The organism is Nocardia sp. NBC_01730 (genome assembly GCF_035920445.1).
GTDB lineage: Bacteria > Actinomycetota > Actinomycetes > Mycobacteriales > Mycobacteriaceae > Nocardia.
In genome coordinates this window covers 5230622-5248297 of record NZ_CP109162.1, presented here as the reverse complement: position 1 = coordinate 5248297, position 17676 = coordinate 5230622, and the positions used below count along the sequence as shown (strand labels likewise).

Annotated in this window: 20 protein-coding genes and 4 tRNA genes; 19 read left to right on the top strand and 5 right to left on the bottom strand. The window is 65.9% G+C overall.

Translation table 11 applies throughout. The annotated features are described in order from the left end of the window. Together OHB12_RS21565 and OHB12_RS21560 are read right to left on the bottom strand one after the other, a co-directional pair. Positions 1 to 1143 (bottom strand): glycosyltransferase family 4 protein, encoded by a 1143-nt coding sequence (locus OHB12_RS21565; RefSeq protein ID WP_327110386.1) that lies wholly within the window; start codon positions 1141 to 1143, stop codon positions 1 to 3. Between the two features lie 83 nt (positions 1144 to 1226). After that, positions 1227 to 1682, bottom strand: a complete 456-nt coding sequence (locus tag OHB12_RS21560; protein WP_327110385.1) for a DUF3592 domain-containing protein — start codon at positions 1680 to 1682, stop codon at positions 1227 to 1229. Positions 1683 to 1721: 39 nt separating this feature from the next. Here OHB12_RS21560 and OHB12_RS21555 point away from each other — a divergent pair, with 39 nt between their 5' ends. Continuing rightward, on the top strand, positions 1722 to 2228 hold the full coding sequence (locus OHB12_RS21555; protein WP_327110384.1) for a DUF2505 domain-containing protein: 507 nt from the start codon (positions 1722 to 1724) through the stop codon (positions 2226 to 2228). A gap of 114 nt (positions 2229 to 2342) precedes the next feature. Here OHB12_RS21555 and OHB12_RS21550 read toward each other — a convergent pair whose 3' ends face one another. Then, positions 2343 to 3614, bottom strand: coding sequence for a geranylgeranyl reductase family protein (locus tag OHB12_RS21550; RefSeq protein ID WP_327110383.1), 1272 nt, complete (start codon positions 3612 to 3614; stop codon positions 2343 to 2345). Positions 3615 to 3797: 183 nt separating this feature from the next. Between OHB12_RS21550 and OHB12_RS21545 the strand changes: the two genes are divergently transcribed. After that, the gene (locus tag OHB12_RS21545; protein WP_442799828.1) at positions 3798 to 4898 is read left to right on the top strand and encodes a polyprenyl synthetase family protein; all 1101 of its coding nucleotides are present in this window, start codon (positions 3798 to 3800) and stop codon (positions 4896 to 4898) included. 525 nt (positions 4899 to 5423) lie between these two features. Beyond that, complete coding sequence (gene htpX, locus OHB12_RS21540) at positions 5424 to 6305, top strand: zinc metalloprotease HtpX (RefSeq protein WP_327110382.1); 882 nt, start codon at positions 5424 to 5426, stop codon at positions 6303 to 6305. Positions 6306 to 6315: 10 nt separating this feature from the next. Here the strand turns inward: htpX and OHB12_RS21535 are convergent, their stop codons facing one another. Next, complete coding sequence (locus OHB12_RS21535; RefSeq protein WP_327110381.1) at positions 6316 to 6780, bottom strand: MarR family winged helix-turn-helix transcriptional regulator; 465 nt, start codon at positions 6778 to 6780, stop codon at positions 6316 to 6318. Positions 6781 to 6905: 125 nt separating this feature from the next. Here OHB12_RS21535 and OHB12_RS21530 point away from each other — a divergent pair, with 125 nt between their 5' ends. Next, positions 6906 to 7937 (top strand): nitroreductase/quinone reductase family protein, encoded by a 1032-nt coding sequence (locus OHB12_RS21530; protein WP_327110380.1) that lies wholly within the window; start codon positions 6906 to 6908, stop codon positions 7935 to 7937. On the opposite strand, the gene OHB12_RS21525 is transcribed toward OHB12_RS21530, so the two are convergent. Continuing rightward, positions 7928 to 8419 carry a YajQ family cyclic di-GMP-binding protein gene (locus OHB12_RS21525; protein ID WP_327110379.1) on the bottom strand — a complete coding sequence of 164 codons (492 nt, stop codon included), beginning with the start codon at positions 8417 to 8419 and terminating at the stop codon, positions 7928 to 7930. The two genes, OHB12_RS21530 and OHB12_RS21525, sit on opposite strands and share 10 nt — an antisense overlap. Positions 8420 to 8591: 172 nt before the next feature. On the opposite strand from OHB12_RS21525, the gene OHB12_RS21520 reads away from it, so the two are divergent. The 15 genes from OHB12_RS21520 to OHB12_RS21450 all read left to right on the top strand — a co-directional run bounded on the left by OHB12_RS21520 (position 8592) and on the right by OHB12_RS21450 (position 17676). Continuing rightward, positions 8592 to 8674: transfer RNA gene (locus tag OHB12_RS21520), tRNA-Tyr, on the top strand. A 745-nt stretch (positions 8675 to 9419) separates the two neighbouring features. Continuing rightward, a tRNA-Thr gene (locus OHB12_RS21515) sits at positions 9420 to 9492 on the top strand. Positions 9493 to 9576: 84 nt separating this feature from the next. Beyond that, positions 9577 to 9652: transfer RNA gene (locus OHB12_RS21510), tRNA-Met, on the top strand. A 41-nt stretch (positions 9653 to 9693) separates the two neighbouring features. Then, complete coding sequence (gene rpmG / locus OHB12_RS21505) at positions 9694 to 9864, top strand: 50S ribosomal protein L33 (RefSeq protein ID WP_011211653.1); 171 nt, start codon at positions 9694 to 9696, stop codon at positions 9862 to 9864. A gap of 183 nt (positions 9865 to 10047) precedes the next feature. After that, positions 10048 to 11106: a fused (3R)-hydroxyacyl-ACP dehydratase subunits HadA/HadB gene (locus OHB12_RS21500; protein WP_327121319.1), complete on the top strand. Its 1059-nt coding sequence runs from the start codon at positions 10048 to 10050 to the stop codon at positions 11104 to 11106. A gap of 222 nt (positions 11107 to 11328) precedes the next feature. Next, a tRNA-Trp gene (locus OHB12_RS21495) sits at positions 11329 to 11401 on the top strand. A 190-nt stretch (positions 11402 to 11591) separates the two neighbouring features. Continuing rightward, positions 11592 to 11993, top strand: coding sequence for a preprotein translocase subunit SecE (gene secE / locus OHB12_RS21490; protein ID WP_327110378.1), 402 nt, complete (start codon positions 11592 to 11594; stop codon positions 11991 to 11993). Between the two features lie 119 nt (positions 11994 to 12112). Then, positions 12113 to 12898 carry a transcription termination/antitermination protein NusG gene (gene nusG / locus OHB12_RS21485; RefSeq protein ID WP_327121317.1) on the top strand — a complete coding sequence of 262 codons (786 nt, stop codon included), beginning with the start codon at positions 12113 to 12115 and terminating at the stop codon, positions 12896 to 12898. 96 nt (positions 12899 to 12994) lie between these two features. Continuing rightward, complete coding sequence (gene rplK / locus OHB12_RS21480; protein ID WP_327110377.1) at positions 12995 to 13429, top strand: 50S ribosomal protein L11; 435 nt, start codon at positions 12995 to 12997, stop codon at positions 13427 to 13429. 121 nt (positions 13430 to 13550) lie between these two features. Continuing rightward, on the top strand, positions 13551 to 14264 hold the full coding sequence (gene rplA / locus OHB12_RS21475; RefSeq protein WP_327110376.1) for a 50S ribosomal protein L1: 714 nt from the start codon (positions 13551 to 13553) through the stop codon (positions 14262 to 14264). 155 nt (positions 14265 to 14419) lie between these two features. Then, positions 14420 to 14626: a hypothetical protein gene (locus OHB12_RS21470; protein ID WP_327110375.1), complete on the top strand. Its 207-nt coding sequence runs from the start codon at positions 14420 to 14422 to the stop codon at positions 14624 to 14626. Continuing rightward, positions 14617 to 15036 (top strand): PIN domain nuclease, encoded by a 420-nt coding sequence (locus tag OHB12_RS21465; protein ID WP_327110374.1) that lies wholly within the window; start codon positions 14617 to 14619, stop codon positions 15034 to 15036. Before OHB12_RS21470 ends, OHB12_RS21465 begins: the two co-directional genes overlap by 10 nt. A gap of 379 nt (positions 15037 to 15415) precedes the next feature. Next, positions 15416 to 15949 (top strand): 50S ribosomal protein L10, encoded by a 534-nt coding sequence (rplJ, locus tag OHB12_RS21460; protein ID WP_327110373.1) that lies wholly within the window; start codon positions 15416 to 15418, stop codon positions 15947 to 15949. A 57-nt stretch (positions 15950 to 16006) separates the two neighbouring features. Continuing rightward, positions 16007 to 16384: a 50S ribosomal protein L7/L12 gene (rplL, locus tag OHB12_RS21455; RefSeq protein WP_327110372.1), complete on the top strand. Its 378-nt coding sequence runs from the start codon at positions 16007 to 16009 to the stop codon at positions 16382 to 16384. A 248-nt stretch (positions 16385 to 16632) separates the two neighbouring features. Beyond that, the gene (locus tag OHB12_RS21450; protein ID WP_327110371.1) at positions 16633 to 17676 is read left to right on the top strand and encodes an ABC transporter ATP-binding protein; all 1044 of its coding nucleotides are present in this window, start codon (positions 16633 to 16635) and stop codon (positions 17674 to 17676) included.

Below are 17676 nucleotides of genomic sequence, written 5' to 3'. Positions count from 1 at the left end.
TCAGGCCGTATGCGGCAACCGAATTCGCGTCCCGGTCACCTCGGCGTAGTGCCCCATCAGCTCCGTACAGACGGCGGGCCAGGTGCGAGGCAGCACCGACTTCCTGGCGGCCCCGGCGAATCTGCTGCGCAGCGCGGGATCGCGCAGCGCAGCGACGGCGCTCGGTAGCAGCTCGCAGAGCCGGTCCACCGGGAGGAGATAGCCGTTGCGGCAGTGCGCGATCAGGTCGCGCGGACCGCCCGCGTCGGGGCCGATTACCGGGACGCCAGAGGCCAGCGCCTCCTGCACACCCTGGCAGAACGTCTCATGCTCGCCCGCGTGCACCATCACGTCCAGGCTCGCGTACGCCCGCGCCAGGTCGTCGCCGCCGAGCTCCCCGGTGAACACGGCGCTCGGCATCATGCGGGCCAGCCGCCGACGTTCCGGTCCGTCACCGACGATCACCAGCTGGATGCCGGGATCGGCTCCGAGCACCGTGAGCCGTTCGACGTGCTTCTCGGGCGCGAGCCGCCCCACGAAGCCGACCAGCAGCTTTTTCCGTTCACGGTGCCAGGTGTCGCGTAGTCGTTCGGACCGTGCCGTTGGCGTGAAGCGGGTGGTATCCACGCCGCGACCCCACCGGTGCACGCGCGGGATGCCCTGCCTGGCCAGGTCCTCGGCGGCGGCCTGAGAGGGGGCGAGCGTGCGTGTGGCGCCCTCGTGGATGCGTCGCGTCCAGCCCCACGCCGCCCGGCTCGCCAGTCCCAGGCCATAGCTTTTGGAGAACCCGGCGACATCGGTCTGATAGACCGCCACCGTCGGCAGGTCCAGGCGCAGCGCCGCGCCGAGACCGCCGGCGCCGAGCAGGAACGGTGAGGCCAGGTGCACCACATCGGCGTCGAAGTCGGCGATGGCCGAGACGATGCCCGGCTGCGGCAGGCCGACCGGTAGGGAGCTGACCTTGGGTACCATCAACGCGGGCACCCGGTGCACCGGGAAGCGCTCATGCCTGCGCGGGGCGGGCGGGAGACCACGCGGGGTGTCCGGTGCGATGACCAGCGCGTCGTGGCCGTTCCGGTCCAGGTGCTCGAGCACCCGCAGCACGGAGTTGACGACGCCGTTCATATTCGGCAGAAACGACTCCGCGACGATGGCTACACGCACCCTCCCAGCCTGACCGCCACACCACGCCGCGCCGTCACACCAGCGTGAAGGACACGGAAAGTTCCGGAGAACTGTCGGGGCCGTCAGCCCACCGGCGCGGGTCTGTGTCGGGCCGCGCGGATGAGCAGCCACAGTGCGGGAAGCGCGAGCAACCAGACCACGACAAGGACCGACAGGGCTGGTGGGATGGCGACGCGCACATCGCGGCCCTCCACGCGCACCAGGTCGGGGTCGCTGCGGCTGTACTCCACGCGGATGCGCTCACCCGCGGTGAGGTTGGTCGGATAAAGGACGCCGACCTTCGGATTGTGCGTCTCGCCGTCCGGTGTGACGTACATGACCGCCGACCGCAGCCGCCCCGCCGAGAGCACCTCGGCAGTGGTGCTGCCTTTGTCTGAGCTGATCAGATAGTCGTTGCGCCACGCGGCGAGCACCAGCAGCGCGACGAGCACGCTGACCACCGTCGTGGCGGTCAGCACCCCGATCCTGGCTCGCCGCAGGCGGATCGACCGGCCTGCGGACTGGCTGGTTTCCGACACCGCCACAGGCTACCGACCGGCTCGGCTACGGTGGCGGCCATGTCCCGAAAATTCAGCTTCACCGTGCGTTACACCATCCCGGTCGAAGATCTCCACCGGGCACTCACCGCCGATGACGTCTGGCGGGCACGCTTCGCCGAATCCGAGACCGCGACCGTAGACCTGTCGCACCCCGACGGCGCGGGCACCATCCGCATCCATATGACCGAAAAGGCCACAGGCGACAAAATTCCCAGCCTCGTACGCAAAGTGCTCAAGAGCGAGCTGACCTTCTCCCGCACCGACAACTGGCGGCCACTCGACGGCGAGGTGGCCAAGGGCACGTTCGAGGCCACTACCGGCGGGATCAACACCGAGATGTCCGGGACCTACGAAATGCATTCCACCGCAGAGGGTTCCGAGATCGAGGTGATCGGCACCGTGCGGGTCAAAGTGCCCGTGGTCGGCGGAGCCATCGAGCCGCTCGCCGAGCAGTTGCAGCACAGGGTGCTCGAGGGCGAGCGCAGGTTCATCGAACAATGGTTCGCCGCTCCGCCGACCGGCTGAACGGCTCGGAAAACTTCGCCCGGTGCCCCCGGGGCCTCGGTTCGGACCCGTGCTGGGGCGCCGGGCGCGCAAGTCCCCGCGCCGGTTGGTCGCCCATCGTGTCCGCCCCGCGTCCTATGTGAACGGTTGCAGTTCGTCGAAGCGCAGGGAGGTCCGGCCCGCGGCGCGCCAGGCCCGCGCGGTCAGGTCCAGGTCCTCGTCGGTCACCAAGTTGCCCATTACTCGAACGGCCGTGCGCTGCAAGTACTTCGAGCGCATCACCGGAGGCCCACCCAGCGGAACCATGCGGGGATGGGTCGCCAGCCCCGCGATGCGGCGCGCGACCGAGAAGGTGCGGCCGTAGTGGGTCCGCAGCAGCTGCGGCCAGATCGCCGTGAAGTCCGGCTCGTCCAGCAGCCCGGCCAGCATATGACCGCCCTCCAGGCCGTAGTCGATCCCTTCACCGTTGAGCGGGTTCACACAGCCCGCGGCATCGCCGACCAGCACCCAATTGCGTCCGGCGACGTGCGAGACCGCGCCGCCCATGGGCAACAGCGCCGAGGCCACCGCGCGCAACGAACCCTCCAACTGCCATTCCTCGCTGCGCAGCGCCGTGTAGTGCGCCAGAAGTGGCTTGAGCGCGATATGCGAGGGCCGCTGCTGGGTTGCCAGCGACCCGACGCCGATATTGACTTCGCCGTTGCCGAGCGGGAAGACCCAGCCGTAGCCGGGGACCAAGTCACCGGAGGCATCGCGCAACTCCAGATGCGAAGTGATCCACTGGTCGTCGCTGCGATCGGACTTGATGTAAGCACGGGCCGCGGTGCCGTAGGCATACTGCCGGTGCCAGGTGCGCCCGAGCAGCCGCCCTACCGGCGAGCGCACGCCGTCGGCGACCACCAACGTCCGGCACGCGATCGTGCGGATGCCGTCGGCGGTGTGCACCGTCACCCCGGCGACCCGGTCGCCGTCGCAGGTGACATCGACCACTTTCGTGCCGTCGAGCATCCGCGCACCGGACTTCACCGCGGTCTCACGCAGCTTGTCGTCGAGTTCGGTGCGCGGAACGGCACTTCCGTACGTCGGGAAGGACCCGCCCGGCCAAGTCAGGAGGGCCTCGCGTCCGAAGCCGGTCATGCGGAGACCATGGTTGACGGTGTGCGCGCGCACCCAGTCGCCGAGGCCGAGATGTTCCAGCTCGGCAGTCGCGCGCGGGGTCAGGCCATCACCGCAGGTCTTGTCCCGGGGAAAGACGGCGGAGTCGACCAGCAGCACGTCCCGGCCCGCCCGCGCGGCCCAGGCAGCCGAAGCCGATCCGGCCGGGCCTGCGCCGACGACCAGCACCTCGGCCCCGATCGGCAACGCGTCTCGGTCGCCGCCTGCGGGAGTGACTTCCGGTGAACCCATGGGCTCAATACTCGCAGGGCAGTCTCCAGCACGTCGACGCGGTCACGGCGCGTCCGATCGATGACCACGGACAAAGGTGTGCGACAGTGTCTGATCCCCGCAGAGTGACGGTGTTCATGGGCCATCCGCAGGGGACACGCTAGGTTCTCTACCGTGGGGTCGGACGCATCGCTGGGAGAAGAAATGAGCACATCAGCCATGAGCGAGCGCAGCGAGCGAAAAATGGGCACAGCGCGCGGCGCGCACGACGGAGGCGAGCGTCGGCGAGCCGAAGTCGTGAGCGAACTGAGCACGGTGGTGGCCGGTGTCGATCTCGTCGACATCGACCTCGCCGCGACCGTGCGTGACGGCCTGGACAAGGTCGAGAAGCTCCTGGTCGACGAGTTGTCCGACGGCGAGGACTTCCTGCTGGAAGCCGCGCTGCATCTGGCCAAGGCGGGTGGCAAGCGATTCCGGCCACTGTTCACCATCCTCACCGGGCAGCTCGGCCCGCGCCCGAACGATCCCGCGTTGATCACCGCGGGCACCGTTGTCGAGCTGGTGCACCTCGCCACGCTGTACCACGACGACGTGATGGACGAGGCGCCGATGCGCCGCGGCGCATCGAGCGTGAACGCGCGCTGGGGCAACAGCATCGCCATCCTCGCGGGGGATTACCTGTTCGCGCACGCCTCGCGGCTCACATCAACACTCGGGCCCGACGCGGTGCGCATCATCGCCGAGACCTTCGCCGAACTGGTCACCGGTCAGATGCGCGAGACCATGGGCGCCCGCGCATCCCAGGATCCGGTCGAGCACTACCTGCGTGTGGTATGGGAGAAGACCGGTTCGCTGATCGCCGCCTCCGGGCGATTCGGCGGCACCTTCTCCGGGGCCGACGCCGAGAATGTCGAGCGGCTGGCCCGCCTCGGCGACGCCGTGGGCACCGCCTTCCAGATCTCGGACGACATCATCGACATCTCCTCGGCCTCCGAGCAGTCCGGCAAGACCCCCGGCACCGATCTTCGCGAGGGCGTGCACACCCTGCCGGTGCTGTACGCGCTGCGCGACGAGGGAGCCGAAGGCGACCGCTTACGCAAGCTGCTCGCCCGCCCACTGGAGACCGACGACGAGGTCGAGGAGGCGCTCGCGCTGCTCGCCCACTCCCGCGGCATGGTGCTGGCCAAGGCGAAGCTGCAAAATTACGCCGACATCGCACACACCGAGCTGTCCGCGCTGCCAGGTGGCCCGGCCAACGACGCACTCGAGCGGCTGGTCCGCTACACCATCGACCGCGTGGGCTGAATTCTTGGCCGCGCGGGCGCGGCGGGTTCGCGGCCCCCTGTTGGCTTGCGGGCCGCGAACGCGCTCGTAAGACTCGCGCTCTGTGGGTTGGGAGGGTGCGGTGCTGGGTTTTGGCTGGTGGGTGGCCAGTGCGATTCGCGCTTTGTGGTCGGGGGCTGTGCTGGTGGGTGGTGTGGGGCGCGGCTGTGTCGTTAGGGGAGTTGTGTCGTAGTGGCTTGACGCGGGCCGGGGCCGCGAAGGTGGTGGTAAGACTCGCGCGGGAGGTTGCGGTGTTTGGATTCGGCTGTCTGGGAGTGCCGATGAGGCTCGCGTTGTGCGAGGGCGAGGGCGCTGTGCTGGTAGGCGACGCGGGAATCGGCAGTGTGGTTGGGGGAGTTGTGTCGCGGTGGGCTCGGACGTGTTTCGAACCGCGAATGTGATGTGTGGCAGGGGTGGGGCGGGTGCGCCGGAACTCAGTCCGGGGCTTCTGTCGTTGAGCTGCTGTAAGGGCAACTCGGTGAACGGGGGAGTTGGCAAGGGAGACTTATGCACGGGCACGGGTATGCGAACGGACTGAAGACCTTCGGGCTGATGGTCGGCCTCTCGGCGTTGATCGTGTTCGCGGGTGCGCTGTTCCGCAGCCCGACCATCCTGGTCCTGGCGATTCTGCTGGCGTTGGGTGTGAACGCGTACGCGTACTTCAACAGCGACAAGATCGCATTGAAGGCGATGCATGCGCAGCCTGTCAGCGAGCTGGAGGCGCCGGTCATCTATCGGATAGTGCGCGAGCTGGCTACCGCCGCGCGCCAGCCGATGCCGCGGCTGTACATCAGTCCGACCAACGCGCCCAACGCCTTCGCCACCGGTCGGAGTCCCCGGCATGCTGCGGTCTGCTGCACCAGCGGCATCCTGCAGATCCTCGATGAGCGAGAGTTGCGCGCCGTGCTCGGTCATGAGCTCTCGCACGTCTACAACCGCGACATTCTCATCTCCTCGATCGCAGGCGCGCTTGCGGCCGTCATCTCCGGCCTGGCCAACCTGGCCTTCTTCGCGTCCATGTTCGGCGGTAACCGCAACGGTGAAAGCCCGAACATCCTGGGCGTGCTGCTGATATCGCTGCTCGGCCCGATCGCCGCGACCCTGATCAAACTGGCCGTCTCCCGCTCGCGTGAGTACCAGGCCGACCAGTCCGGCGCCGAGCTCACGGGCGACCCGCTGGCTCTCGCGTCAGCTCTGCGCAAGCTGGAGCGCGGCGTCCGAGCTGCCCCGCTGCCGCCGGAGCCACAGCTGACGGCGCAATCGCATCTGATGATCGCCAACCCGTTCCGCGCGGGCGAGCGGGCGGCGCGCTGGTTCTCCACACACCCGCCCATGGCCGACCGCATCGCCCGCCTCGAGGAAATGGCGGGCGGCCCGCGCCGCTACTGAGACCCCCTCGTCATTCGTCCGCGGCCAGCTCTTCTTCGTAGGCGCGGAACGTCTCGACGAACAGCCGCCGCTGTTCCGGTGTCAGCGGTTCCAGCACCGCGCGCCAGGCCCGTGCGCTGCGGCCGAGCCACTTGTGCACCGATTCCGCGTGTGCGGGTGCGATGCTGACGATGGTGCGCCTGCGATCGTCAGGATCCGCACCGCGCTCGAGCACGCCCTGTTTGCTCAGTTCGCCGACCATCAGGCTCACCGTCGTCGGCGCCACCTCCAGGCGTGCGGCGAGATCGGTCACCGTGGTCGGACCATCAAACACCAGGTTGGCCAGCAGCGACAGGTGCCGCGGTGCCAGCGAGAACGATTCCAGCTCCTCCGGGACGCCCAGCTTCTTCGCTCGTCCGACCACCCTCGGCATGAGCAGCAGCAGGGTGCGGATGCCCTCGTCGACACCAAGTCCCCCCCGCTCATCGGTTGACATACCGCACACCTCTCAATAGTCTTTGCTTACAAAATATTTTTGCTTGCAAAGCAAAACTGCCTTAACTCTCAGGCTATAACCAGCGGTCGCGGCGTGCGCGCGGCACCACGAAAGGGGCGTCGGACATGACCGATCCGGAGCAGATCCGGCCAGGCGACTTCAACCGGGCGATCATCGCGGAGTTCCGCGCGAACGGGGGGAAGGTCGGCGGGATGTTCGAGGGAGCGCCGCTCGTGCTGCTCACCACCATCGGCGCCCGCAGCGGTCGCCGGCACACCGTGCCCGTCGTCTACCGCCGCGACACAGATCGCCTTCTGGTGTTCGGTTCCAACGCCGGCGCCGACACTCATCCCGCCTGGTTCTACAACGTGCGGGTGCATTCGCAGGTCACCGTCGAGATCGGTGCGGAGAAGGGGATCGAGACCTACGCCGCGAGCGCCTCGATCCTGGAGGGTGCGGAACGGGATCGCCACTATGCCGCGCAGGCGAGCGACGACCCTGCGTTCGACGCCTATCAGGCGGCGACCGACCGGGTCATCCCGGTGGTCGCGCTGCGTCCCACCGCTCGCCCCGGACTGGGCAGGCGTCGCTTCCTGGCGGGCGCCGGCGCGACCGCGACCGTCGTGGCGGGTGTCGCAGGCACGCTCGCGGTATCCGGCTCGCCCGAAGCGGCCACGCCCACCCGGCAGCGCGCCGCCGCGATCGGCGACCATCTGCGGCAGGTGCACGCACAGCTGCGCCGCGATCTCGCCACCGTCCGAGCGGGTCTAGACGGACATTCGAACGCGCCGGACGTCATCGCGAAACCGACTCTGCCGCAGGAACTGCGCACGCACTGCGTCGCGTTCTGTAGTGCGCTGCACGAGCACCACACCAGCGAGGACGGCATTTTTCCCGCGCTGGTCCGCCTGCAGCCCGAGCTGGCGCCCGTGGTGGACCGGTTGCAGCGCGAACACGGTGTAGTAGCCGCGGCGCTGACTGAACTACGTGAGCTGCTCGACTCCGAAGAGTCTGGTGACGTGGCTCGGTTGCGCACCGAATTCGACCGCCTCGCAACAGAATTGGAAAACCACTTCAGCTACGAGGAAGACACGCTCGTCGAAACGCTGAACGCGGCCGACCCGGCCGCGCTACGACCCGAAGGCGGTCAGCGGTAGTTGACGAACTGGAGCGCGATGCCGAAATCCTCGCTCTTCAACAGGGAGATGACGGCCTGCAAGTCGTCGCGCTTCTTGCTACTCACCCGCAGCTCCTCGCCCTGGATCTGCGCCTTCACGCCCTTCGGCCCCTCGTCGCGGATCTTCTTGGAGATCTTCTTCGCATGCTCGGCATCGATGCCCTGCACCAGCGAGCCGGTGATCCGGTACACCTTGCCGGAGGCGGCGGGCTCACCCGCGTCGAACGCCTTCAGTGAGATGTCGCGGCGGATCAGCTTCTCCTTGAACACCTCCAGCGCGGCCTTGACACGCTCCTCCGCCTCGGCGGTGAGCACGATCTTGTCCTCGCCGGACCATTCGATCGACGCGCCGGTTCCGCGGAAGTCGTAGCGGGTGTTGAGCTCCTTCTCCGCCTGATGCAGGGCGTTGTCGACCTCCTGTCGATCGACCTTGCTCACAACATCGAAAGACGAATCAGCCACGCTGCGCTCCTGTCCTGACGGTCCGACGGGTCACCACAACCGGATGTTCCGGCCATCGTCAGTTCTACCCGGAGACCCGAGGTTAGTCGCCCGGCATGGCCAATAGCCAGCCGGTTTGCATTAGGGGTGCGGGTTCGATGTATTCTGCTCAGCGCGCAGAACAAGCGCGAAAGGCAGGTTGCCCGAGCGGCCAATGGGAGCAGACTGTAAATCTGTCGGTGAAAGCCTACGTAGGTTCGAATCCTACACCTGCCACTTCGTTCGCTAGGTGAGCCCTGTACGCAGAATGCGCGTACAGGGCTCACTTCGTCTGTTTTGTGGGGGTGCAACCCCCACGCCCCGCCCGGTGGGGCTTTGCCCCCCGGACCCCCTTTCCGTGGTTGCGTTGATCACGTCGGTGTGGGTTGCGGCTTACGTCGGTGCGGGTTAACTCTTGGGTGCTGGTGCTGGTGCTGGTGCTGGTGCTGGTGCGCTCGCTTTGGCTGACTGTTCTATCTGTGGGGCAGTTCCGCGTGCCGTCGGCGTGGCGTCCCCCCGTTGGTTGCGTTGTTCGTGTCGGCGTTCGGTTTTTGTGGGCGCACGCAGGCTGTGCTGCCGCGGGACCGGACTCCCTCGTTGCGCGGCCATGCTCGAGCTGGCGCGCCCTCGCGACCATGTACAGCGCGAACCGAACGGACCTGCCGCACCCAATCGACAGAACCCGCCACACCAACACGACAGAAGTCGAGCCCCCCGCACTCCCAACCCGCACAGCGCGAGTCTTACGAGCGCCGTTCGCGGCCCGGCTTGCGTCCGAGCGGCCGCTGCGCATGCGCCGCAGTCGCGAGCAGCGGCCGCTCGGATGCAAGCCAACAGGGGGCCGCGAACCCGCCGCGCCCGCGCGGCCAAAAACACAGCTTTGACCACGCGGTTTGGTGGTGAGACCGGTGAGTGTGTAACCTCGTTCAAGACTTCGCCGCGCTGAGGTCGAGCTTTTGGAGCTCGGTGCGGCAGCAGTCATGCCCCCTTAGCTCAGTCGGCAGAGCGTTTCCATGGTAAGGAAAAGGTCAACGGTTCGATTCCGTTAGGGGGCTCGCCGGATTGCCGGTGGTGACCGACTCGGCATCGCTCCTGTAGTTGCGGGAGTTGGGCGCGGCACCACGGTAATGCGACGCCGTGGCGGTGTAGCTCAGTCGGTAGAGCAAACGACTCATAATCGTTGTGTCGCCGGTTCAAGTCCGGCCATCGCTACCACAACCGATTAAGCCCATCAGGTACCGGAAAGAAGGCATATCGTGGCCGCGAAGTCCACCGATGTCCGGCCAAAGATCACCTTGGCCTGCGAGCAGTGCAAGCACCGCAACTACATCACCAAGAAGAACCGGCGTAATGACCCGGACCGGCTGGAGCTGAAGAAGTTCTGCCCGAACTGCGGCACGCACCGGGCGCACCGCGAATCCCGCTAGTCCTCCGCGCGTGAACTACCGCGTGGTGTAGGCCGGGAGTCGCATCCTGGTTATCTCGGGCCGTGGCACCGCGAGGGCCGGACATAAGTCCGGCCCTGACGCATTTTCACGGTGTGGGTGCGGTGGTGAGCGCTCCGCAGACTCCGGGTGACGGGGTCAGATAGGTACAGTCCTCCCGTGACAATCAACACCGGTACAGACGAAGCGGTCCAGACGGGCGAGGTATTCGATCCCGCGGCACATGCCGCGGCGATGGTTGGTCACCACTACCGCGTCGACGACTACTACGAGGTCGGCCGTGAGAAGGCGCGCGAATACGCGCGCGCCGTGCAGGACTACCACCCGGTGCACTGGGACGAGGACGCCGCGCAGGAGTACGGCTACGACAATCTGCTCGCGCCGCTCACCTTCATCTCCTTGGTCGGGATTCTGGCCCAACGCAAGCTGTTCGAAGAGGTCGTCACCGGTTACGACCTCAGCCAGATCATGCAGACCGACCAGATCCTCGACTTCCACCGCCCGATCAAGGTCGGCGACCAGCTCACCTGTGACGTCCATCTGCACTCGTTCCGGCAGGCATTCGGTGGCGACATCATCGTCACCAAGAACATCGTCACCGCGCAGAACGACGAGTTGGTGCTCACCACCTACACCACGCTCGTCGGCCGCAGCGGTGCCGACATCGACCCCAACCTCAACACCGCCGTCCGCAACGTGCTCATGCATGGCATCGGCGAAGAGGCGCCGGGCCACTACCCGCGCAGCACTCCGGCTGTCGCCGCGCCCGCCCCCGTGGTCCCCGCGCTGGTGCCCACCAAGCACGCGATTCGGTTCGAGGACGTGTTGGTCGGCGACGAGTTGCCCCCGCGCACGGTCCGGCTCACCCGCGGCGATCTGGTGAACTACGCGGGCGTCTCGGGTGATGCCAACCCGATCCATTGGAGCGACGAGGTCGTCAAGCTGGTCGGCCTGGACAACGTGGTCGCGCACGGCATGCTCACGATGGGCCTCGGCGGCGGTTTCATCACCTCGTGGCTCGGCGATCCCGGCGCGGTCAAGGAATACAACGTGCGCTTCACCAGTCCGGTTTACGTGGGTACCGACGAGGCCGCCGAGGTCGAGTACACAGGTAAGGTGAAGTCGGTCGATCCGGAGACCAAGACCGCGGTCGTCGCGATCGTGGCGAAGTCGGCGGGAAGGAAGATCTTCGGCCGCGCGACCGCGACCGTGCAGCTGGCCTGACCTGGTCCGGCGACCCTGATTGGCTAATGTCGCGTACGGTGACGTAGACTCAGGTTTCTGGGGTCACCAGCCGCTGCGCGCTGCTCTGTAGGGCTGGTTCCAGGCGGTCCGCGAGGATCGCCGACGGGGCCGGCAACTGCCGGAGTGGCGCGCGTGTTGTGTGACACCAGTGCACAACTGAATATCGAACAGAGGTTGGGGCAGACGACACCGTCCAACCGAAGGGGCGTAGCTCAACTGGCAGAGCAGCGGTCTCCAAAACCGCAGGTTGCAGGTTCAAGTCCTGTCGCCCCTGCCCTGGATGCCAGCGACGAGAAAGGATCGACCCGTGAGCGAGCGCAGCGAGCGAACAATGGACGCAGTCGAGCGTTCGCTCGTGCCGGAGCCGAGCGCCAGCGAGGCGCAGGCATGAGCGAGCGTAGCGAGCGAGCCATTGGCACAGCGCGCATCGCGCACGCCGACGACGAGCGCAGCGAGGAGAAGGCGTGAGCGACGAGCGGGACACTCGCCACGGCCCGCATGCGGCCGACGAAGGCGATGACACCGCCGCAGCGACTCGGCCGAGCGGCAAGCGGTCCGCCCGGCGGACTCGCAGCGCGTCGCCCTCGCAGATCGACAATGGTGGGGTCGCCACACTCGACCGACCGTCGCGGAAGGCAGCCAAGACAACCGATCGGGCCGAACGCAAGAAGTCGGGTAATCCGTTCAAGCGTTTGATCAGGTTTCTGCGTGAGGTCATCGCGGAACTGCGCAAGGTGATCTGGCCCAATCGGAAGCAGATGGTCACCTATACGAGCGTTGTTCTGGTGTTCGTGATTTTTATGGTCGCGTTCATCAGCGGGTTGGATCTGGCGTTCATCAAGGGTGTCAACTGGCTGTTCGGCTAGCTGAACGACGCCGACGCCGGTAGCCGATCCCGGGGCGGACACGGGCGGAAGCAATTTCGCCGCGCGCCCGGCCCGGCACGCAGAGGATGTACGTGACGACACAGGAAGCGAGTGCCTCAGTGAGCACCCCGGAGAACGACACACACAACGAGTTCCCGGTCGACGACGCGGTGGCCGAGCCCACCGACTCCGTCGAGGAGTTCGCGACCGATGAGACCGTGGTCGAGGAATCGGAGCCCGCTGAATCCGCCTCCGCCGCTCCTGCCGATGCCGAGCCCGCCGATCCCGTTGCCGAGATGAAGGCCGCGCTGCGGCGTGCCCCCGGTGACTGGTATGTCATCCACTCCTACGCGGGCTACGAGAACAAGGTGAAGGCCAACCTCGAGACTCGTGTGCAGAACCTGGACCTCGAGGACTACATCTTCCAGGTCGAGGTGCCGACCGAAGAAGTCACCGAGATCAAGAACGGCCAGCGCAAACACGTCAATCGCAAGGTGCTCCCCGGCTACATCCTGGTCCGGATGGAGCTCAACGACGAGTCGTGGGGCGCGGTGCGCAACACCCCCGGTGTCACCGGATTCGTTGGCGCCACCTCCCGCCCGTCGCCGCTTTCCATCGACGACGTGGTGAAGTTCCTGGTCCCGGCCGCGCAGCAGAAGAAGCCCGCCACGGCCGCCGCTGCGGCGAGCGCCGACACCACCGGCGGCGACGTCGCGCCGAAGCCGATCATCGAGGTCGACTTCGAGGTCGGCGAATCGGTGACCGTGATGGACGGCCCGTTCGCGACGCTGCCTGCCAGCATCTCCGAGGTCAACGCCGAACAGCAGAAGCTCAAGGTGCTCGTGTCGATCTTCGGCCGCGAGACCCCGGTCGAGCTGGCGTTCACCCAGGTCGCGAAGATCTAGACCAGTTCCGTCGGCTGCGGGGTGAATCTGCCCGGTCGAAGATCGCAACACCACGACTTGCAAAGAGCAAGGACAACAAACACCTAGGAAAGAAAGATGCCCCCCAAGAAGAAGAAGCTCGCCGGGATCATCAAGCTTCAGATCCAGGCCGGCCAGGCGAACCCGGCCCCTCCGGTCGGCCCTGCGCTCGGTCAGCACGGCGTCAACATCATGGAGTTCTGCAAGGCGTACAACGCCGCGACCGAGTCGCAGCGTGGCACCGTCATCCCGGTCGAGATCTCGGTGTACGAGGACCGGTCCTTCGACTTCAAGCTGAAGACTCCGCCTGCCGCCAAGCTGCTACTCAAGGCCGCGGGTGTGCAGAAGGGTTCAGCCGAACCGCACCGCCTCAAGGTGGCCAAGGTGACCATGGACCAGGTCCGTGAGATCGCCAAGACCAAGCAGGAAGATCTGAACGCCAACGACGTCGAGCAGGCGGCCAAGATCATCGCGGGCACCGCGCGTTCGATGGGCATCACCGTCGAAGGCTGAGTTCCCGTCATCCCGGATTCGATCGGGGATCCCGGCACTGGTCGGGAGATGAGATCGCACACGTGGGAGGGCCGGCCAGGCCCGACAACCACATCTGAACACCGACAAGGACACAGACAAAATGGCAAAACGAAGCAAGGCGTATCTCGCCGCGGCCGAGAAGGTCGATCGCGACAAGCTGTACTCTCCGCTCTCCGCTGCGCGGCTGGCCAAGGAGACCGCCACCACCAAGACCGACGCGACCGTTGAGGTTGCCGTGCGTCTCGGTGTGGATCCCCGCAAGGCAGACCAGATGGTCCGTGGCACCGTAAACCTGCCGCATGGCACCGGTAAGACCGCCCGCGTCATCGTGTTCGCGGCGGGCGAGAAGGCCGCCGAGGCCGAGGCCGCCGGTGCGGACGCCGTCGGCGCCGAGGACCTGATCGAGCGGATCCAGGGCGGCTGGTTGGACTTCGACGCCGCGATCGCCACCCCGGACCAGATGGCCAAGGTCGGCCGCATCGCGCGTGTCCTCGGCCCGCGCGGTCTGATGCCGAACCCGAAGACTGGCACGGTCACCAACGACGTGACCAAGGCCGTCAACGAGATCAAGGGCGGCAAGATCAACTTCCGTGTCGACAAGCAGGCCAACCTGCACTTCGTCATCGGCAAGGCGTCCTTCGGCGACGCCCAGCTCGTGGAGAATTACGGCGCCGCGCTGGATGAGATCCTGCGTGTCAAGCCGTCGACCGCCAAGGGCCGCTACGTCAAGAAGGTGACGGTCTCGACGAACACCGGACCGGGCATCCCGGTGGACCCGAACCGCACCCGCAACCTCCTCGACGAGGACGCGTAGACAGCACCTGAGGAACACCGCAACGGCGGGAACGCGATCGCGTTCCCGCCGTTGCGGTGTTTCCAGGATGATTCTTACATAGGGGGCAATCGGACATCGAATTGGAACGATCGTAGATATCCATGTATCCTTGTATGAGATATAGGGAGGCTGCTGTGGCGAAGACCAGTGTTGACGTAGATATGGCGAAGTTGGATCGCGCAAAGGAGATCCTCGGTACCGATACGCTCCGTGACACGATCGATGCCGCATTCCGTGAGGTGATCAGGATCGACTCCGTACGCAGATTGGTGGATTTGGCCGAGCAAGGGGCCTTTTCGATCCTGCTGGAACCTGACGTCGAGGAACGTCTGTGGGGGTGACTCGCTATCTCGTCGATAAGAGTGCGCTTGCGCGGCTCCATCTGATACCAGTGCGAGACGTGCTCGTCCCTCTGATGGACCGCGCGCTGGTCTGCATGTGCGGGGTCACCGAGCTGGAAATGCTCTACTCGGCCCGTAACGGCGATGACCGAGCGCGTATCAGGACGACACTGCATGAATCACTCGAGTGGGTGGACACTCCTGATGATCTCTGGGTACAAGCGTCCGACCTTCAGGCACTGCTCACCGCCAAGGCACAACATCGATCCGCATCGATCGCCGACCTGGTTGTCGCGGTCACGGCCCAGGCGCATGGATTGGCAGTTTTGCACTACGACAACGACTTCGACACCATTGCGGCGCATACCGGGCAGTCGACAACATGGGTTGTGCCAGCTGGCGCAGTCTGAGCGATCGGCGCGGAGTTCCGCACCGCGCCCACTGCGCAGGTGGCGCGCAAGGGCCTCGGCCGACGGTTGTGGGACCCGTTTTGGCAGATGGCAGCACGGCCAGGTATTCTCAGCCATAGTTATCGACGAGTTCGATCGCTACCCAATCCGTTCTACCGAAGACCGTTGGTCGCCGTTCCCATATGGGTTCGGTCGAAGGTCCGGCGACATTGCCGGCGGCCCACGCAGGGAGAGCCGAGGCTGGGAATTGGTCCGGGCAAGCCCGGGATCGGTTTTCTATTGCGCCCCGGAACGCTCTGCGTTCGGGGCGTTTGTTTTGTCGTCGGCCCCTGATCGGTAGTTCGCGTATACGAACCGACCATCAGAGAGGAGGCGAAGTATGGCAAAACCCGAGAAGGTCACCGCGGTCGAGGAGATCGCGGAGCAGTTCAAGAGCTCGACGGCCACCGTCGTCACGGAATACCGTGGCCTGTCGGTCGGCAAGCTCACCGAGCTGCGGCGCGCGCTCGGCGCCGAAGCCACGTACTCCGTCGCCAAGAACACCCTGGTCAAGCGCGCCGCCGCCGAGGCGGGCGTGGAAGGCCTCGACGATTTGTTCGTCGGACCGACCGCGATCACCTTCATCACGGGTGAGCCGGTCAACGCGGCCAAGGCCCTGAAGACCTTCGCGAAGGACAACAAGGCGCTGGTCATCAAGGGCGGCTACATGGACGGCGCTCCGCTGTCCGTGTCCGAGGTCGAGCGCATCGCCGATCTGGAAACCCGCGAGGTGTTGCTGGCCAAGTTGGCCGGCGCGCTGAAGGGCAACCTCGCGAAGGCTGCCGGTCTGTTCAACGCTCCCGCCTCGCAGGTGGCCCGCTTGGCCGCCGCGCTGCAGGAGAAGAAGCAGGCCGAAGGCGAAGCTGCCGAGTAACTCCCGTGCGGCACGATTCGCCCCGCATAGACATCAACTACCGAAAGGAAAACAACAATGGCCAACGTTGACGAACTGCTCGAGACCTTCGGCAACATGACCCTGCTCGAGCTGTCGGACTTCGTGAAGAAGTTCGAGGAGAAGTTCGAGGTCACCGCGGCTGCTCCGGTCGCCGTCGCCGCCGTCGGTGCCGCCGCTCCGGCCGAGGCCGTCGAGGAGCAGGACGAGTTCGACGTCGTCCTCGAGGGTGCCGGCGACAAGAAGATCCAGGTCATCAAGGTGGTCCGCGAGATCGTCTCCGGCCTGGGTCTGAAGGAAGCCAAGGACCTGGTCGAGAGCGCCCCGAAGTCGATCCTGGAGAAGGTCGCCAAGGATGCCGCCGAGGCTGCCAAGGCGAAGCTGGAAGAGGCCGGCGCCAAGGTCTCGGTCAAGTAATTCCGACCGAAATACGCCGAACGGGCGGTTCCCCATTGCGGGGAGCCGCCCGTTCGGCTCTTTTCGGCAACGTGGGCGGAAATTGTGAATATCGCGAGCTTTGGGGGGTTACTCTTCGGTCAGGTTAGGGGTGTGCCCCATCTGGTGCATGGGATACAGTGGCCGCACCCCACTGTGACGTGACACACCGCGATGACCGAGCGCGCGGTTCGCCGGTGGGCAGCTCGTTGAGAATTGTGGAGGTTGGCGTGGGCGTCGAGGTCAGGACCGAAAGTGTTACCAAATCCTTTGGTTCCCAGCGCATTTGGCAGGACGTTTCGCTGACGTTGCCATCCGGCGAGGTCAGCGCTCTGCTGGGCCCGTCCGGTACCGGTAAGTCGGTGTTCCTGAAGTCGCTCATCGGTCTGCTTCGTCCGGAGCGCGGTTCGATCTACATCAACGGCACAGACATCACGACCTGCTCCAACAAGGAGCTCTACGAGATCCGCAAGCTGTTCGGTGTGCTGTTCCAGGATGGTGCGCTGTTCGGGTCGATGAATCTGTTCGACAACGTGGCCTTCCCGCTTCGTGAGCACACGAAGAAGAGGGAGGACGAGATCCGCAAGATCGTGATGGAGAAGCTGGAGCTCACCGGTCTGCTCGGCGCCGAGGGCAAGCTGCCCGGCGAGATCTCCGGCGGTATGCGCAAGCGCGCTGGTCTGGCCCGCGCTCTGGTACTGGATCCGCAGATAATCCTGGTCGACGAGCCGGACTCGGGTCTGGACCCGGTCCGCACCTCGTACTTGAGTCAGCTGCTGATCGATATCAACGCACAGATCGACGCCACGATCCTGATCGTCACGCACAACATCAACCTGGCCCGCACCGTGCCGGACAACATCGGCATGCTCTTCCGACGCCAGCTGGTCATGTTCGGACCACGCGAGGTGCTGCTCACATCGGAGGAGCCGGTGGTCAAGCAGTTCCTCAACGGCCGCATGATCGGTCCGATCGGTATGTCGGAGGAGAAGGACGAGGCGCAGATGGCGCGCGAGCAGGCGCTCGTGGACGCCGGTCATCACCATGGTGGCGCCGAGGAAGTCGAGGGGATCATCCCGCAGATGCGCGCGACACCCGGTATGCCGGTGCGGCAGGGGGTGTTGCGGCGTAAGGAGCGCGTCCGCGAGATCATGCACACGCTCCCGCACGCAGCCCAGGTCGCGATCCGCGAGTCACTTGCGGAGAACGACGATACGCAGGTGATGGCGTACAACAGCGGCGACCTACACAACCGTGCGACACAACACAACTAA

Bases quoted from the DNA above. Each gene is read 5' to 3' on its own strand.
- rplA (WP_327110376.1), top strand. From the start codon at position 13,551: ATGGCAAAACGAAGCAAGGCGTATCTCGCCGCGGCCGAGAAGGTCGAT.
- OHB12_RS21535 (WP_327110381.1), bottom strand. From the start codon at position 6,780: ATGTCAACCGATGAGCGGGGGGGACTTGGTGTCGACGAGGGCATCCGC.
- rplK (WP_327110377.1), top strand. From the start codon at position 12,995: ATGCCCCCCAAGAAGAAGAAGCTCGCCGGGATCATCAAGCTTCAGATC.
- OHB12_RS21550 (WP_327110383.1), bottom strand. From the start codon at position 3,614: ATGGGTTCACCGGAAGTCACTCCCGCAGGCGGCGACCGAGACGCGTTG.
- rplL (WP_327110372.1), top strand. From the start codon at position 16,007: ATGGCCAACGTTGACGAACTGCTCGAGACCTTCGGCAACATGACCCTG.
- OHB12_RS21555 (WP_327110384.1), top strand. From the start codon at position 1,722: ATGTCCCGAAAATTCAGCTTCACCGTGCGTTACACCATCCCGGTCGAA.
- OHB12_RS21545 (WP_442799828.1), top strand. From the start codon at position 3,798: ATGAGCACATCAGCCATGAGCGAGCGCAGCGAGCGAAAAATGGGCACA.
- OHB12_RS21530 (WP_327110380.1), top strand. From the start codon at position 6,906: ATGACCGATCCGGAGCAGATCCGGCCAGGCGACTTCAACCGGGCGATC.
- rplJ (WP_327110373.1), top strand. From the start codon at position 15,416: ATGGCAAAACCCGAGAAGGTCACCGCGGTCGAGGAGATCGCGGAGCAG.
- htpX (WP_327110382.1), top strand. From the start codon at position 5,424: ATGCACGGGCACGGGTATGCGAACGGACTGAAGACCTTCGGGCTGATG.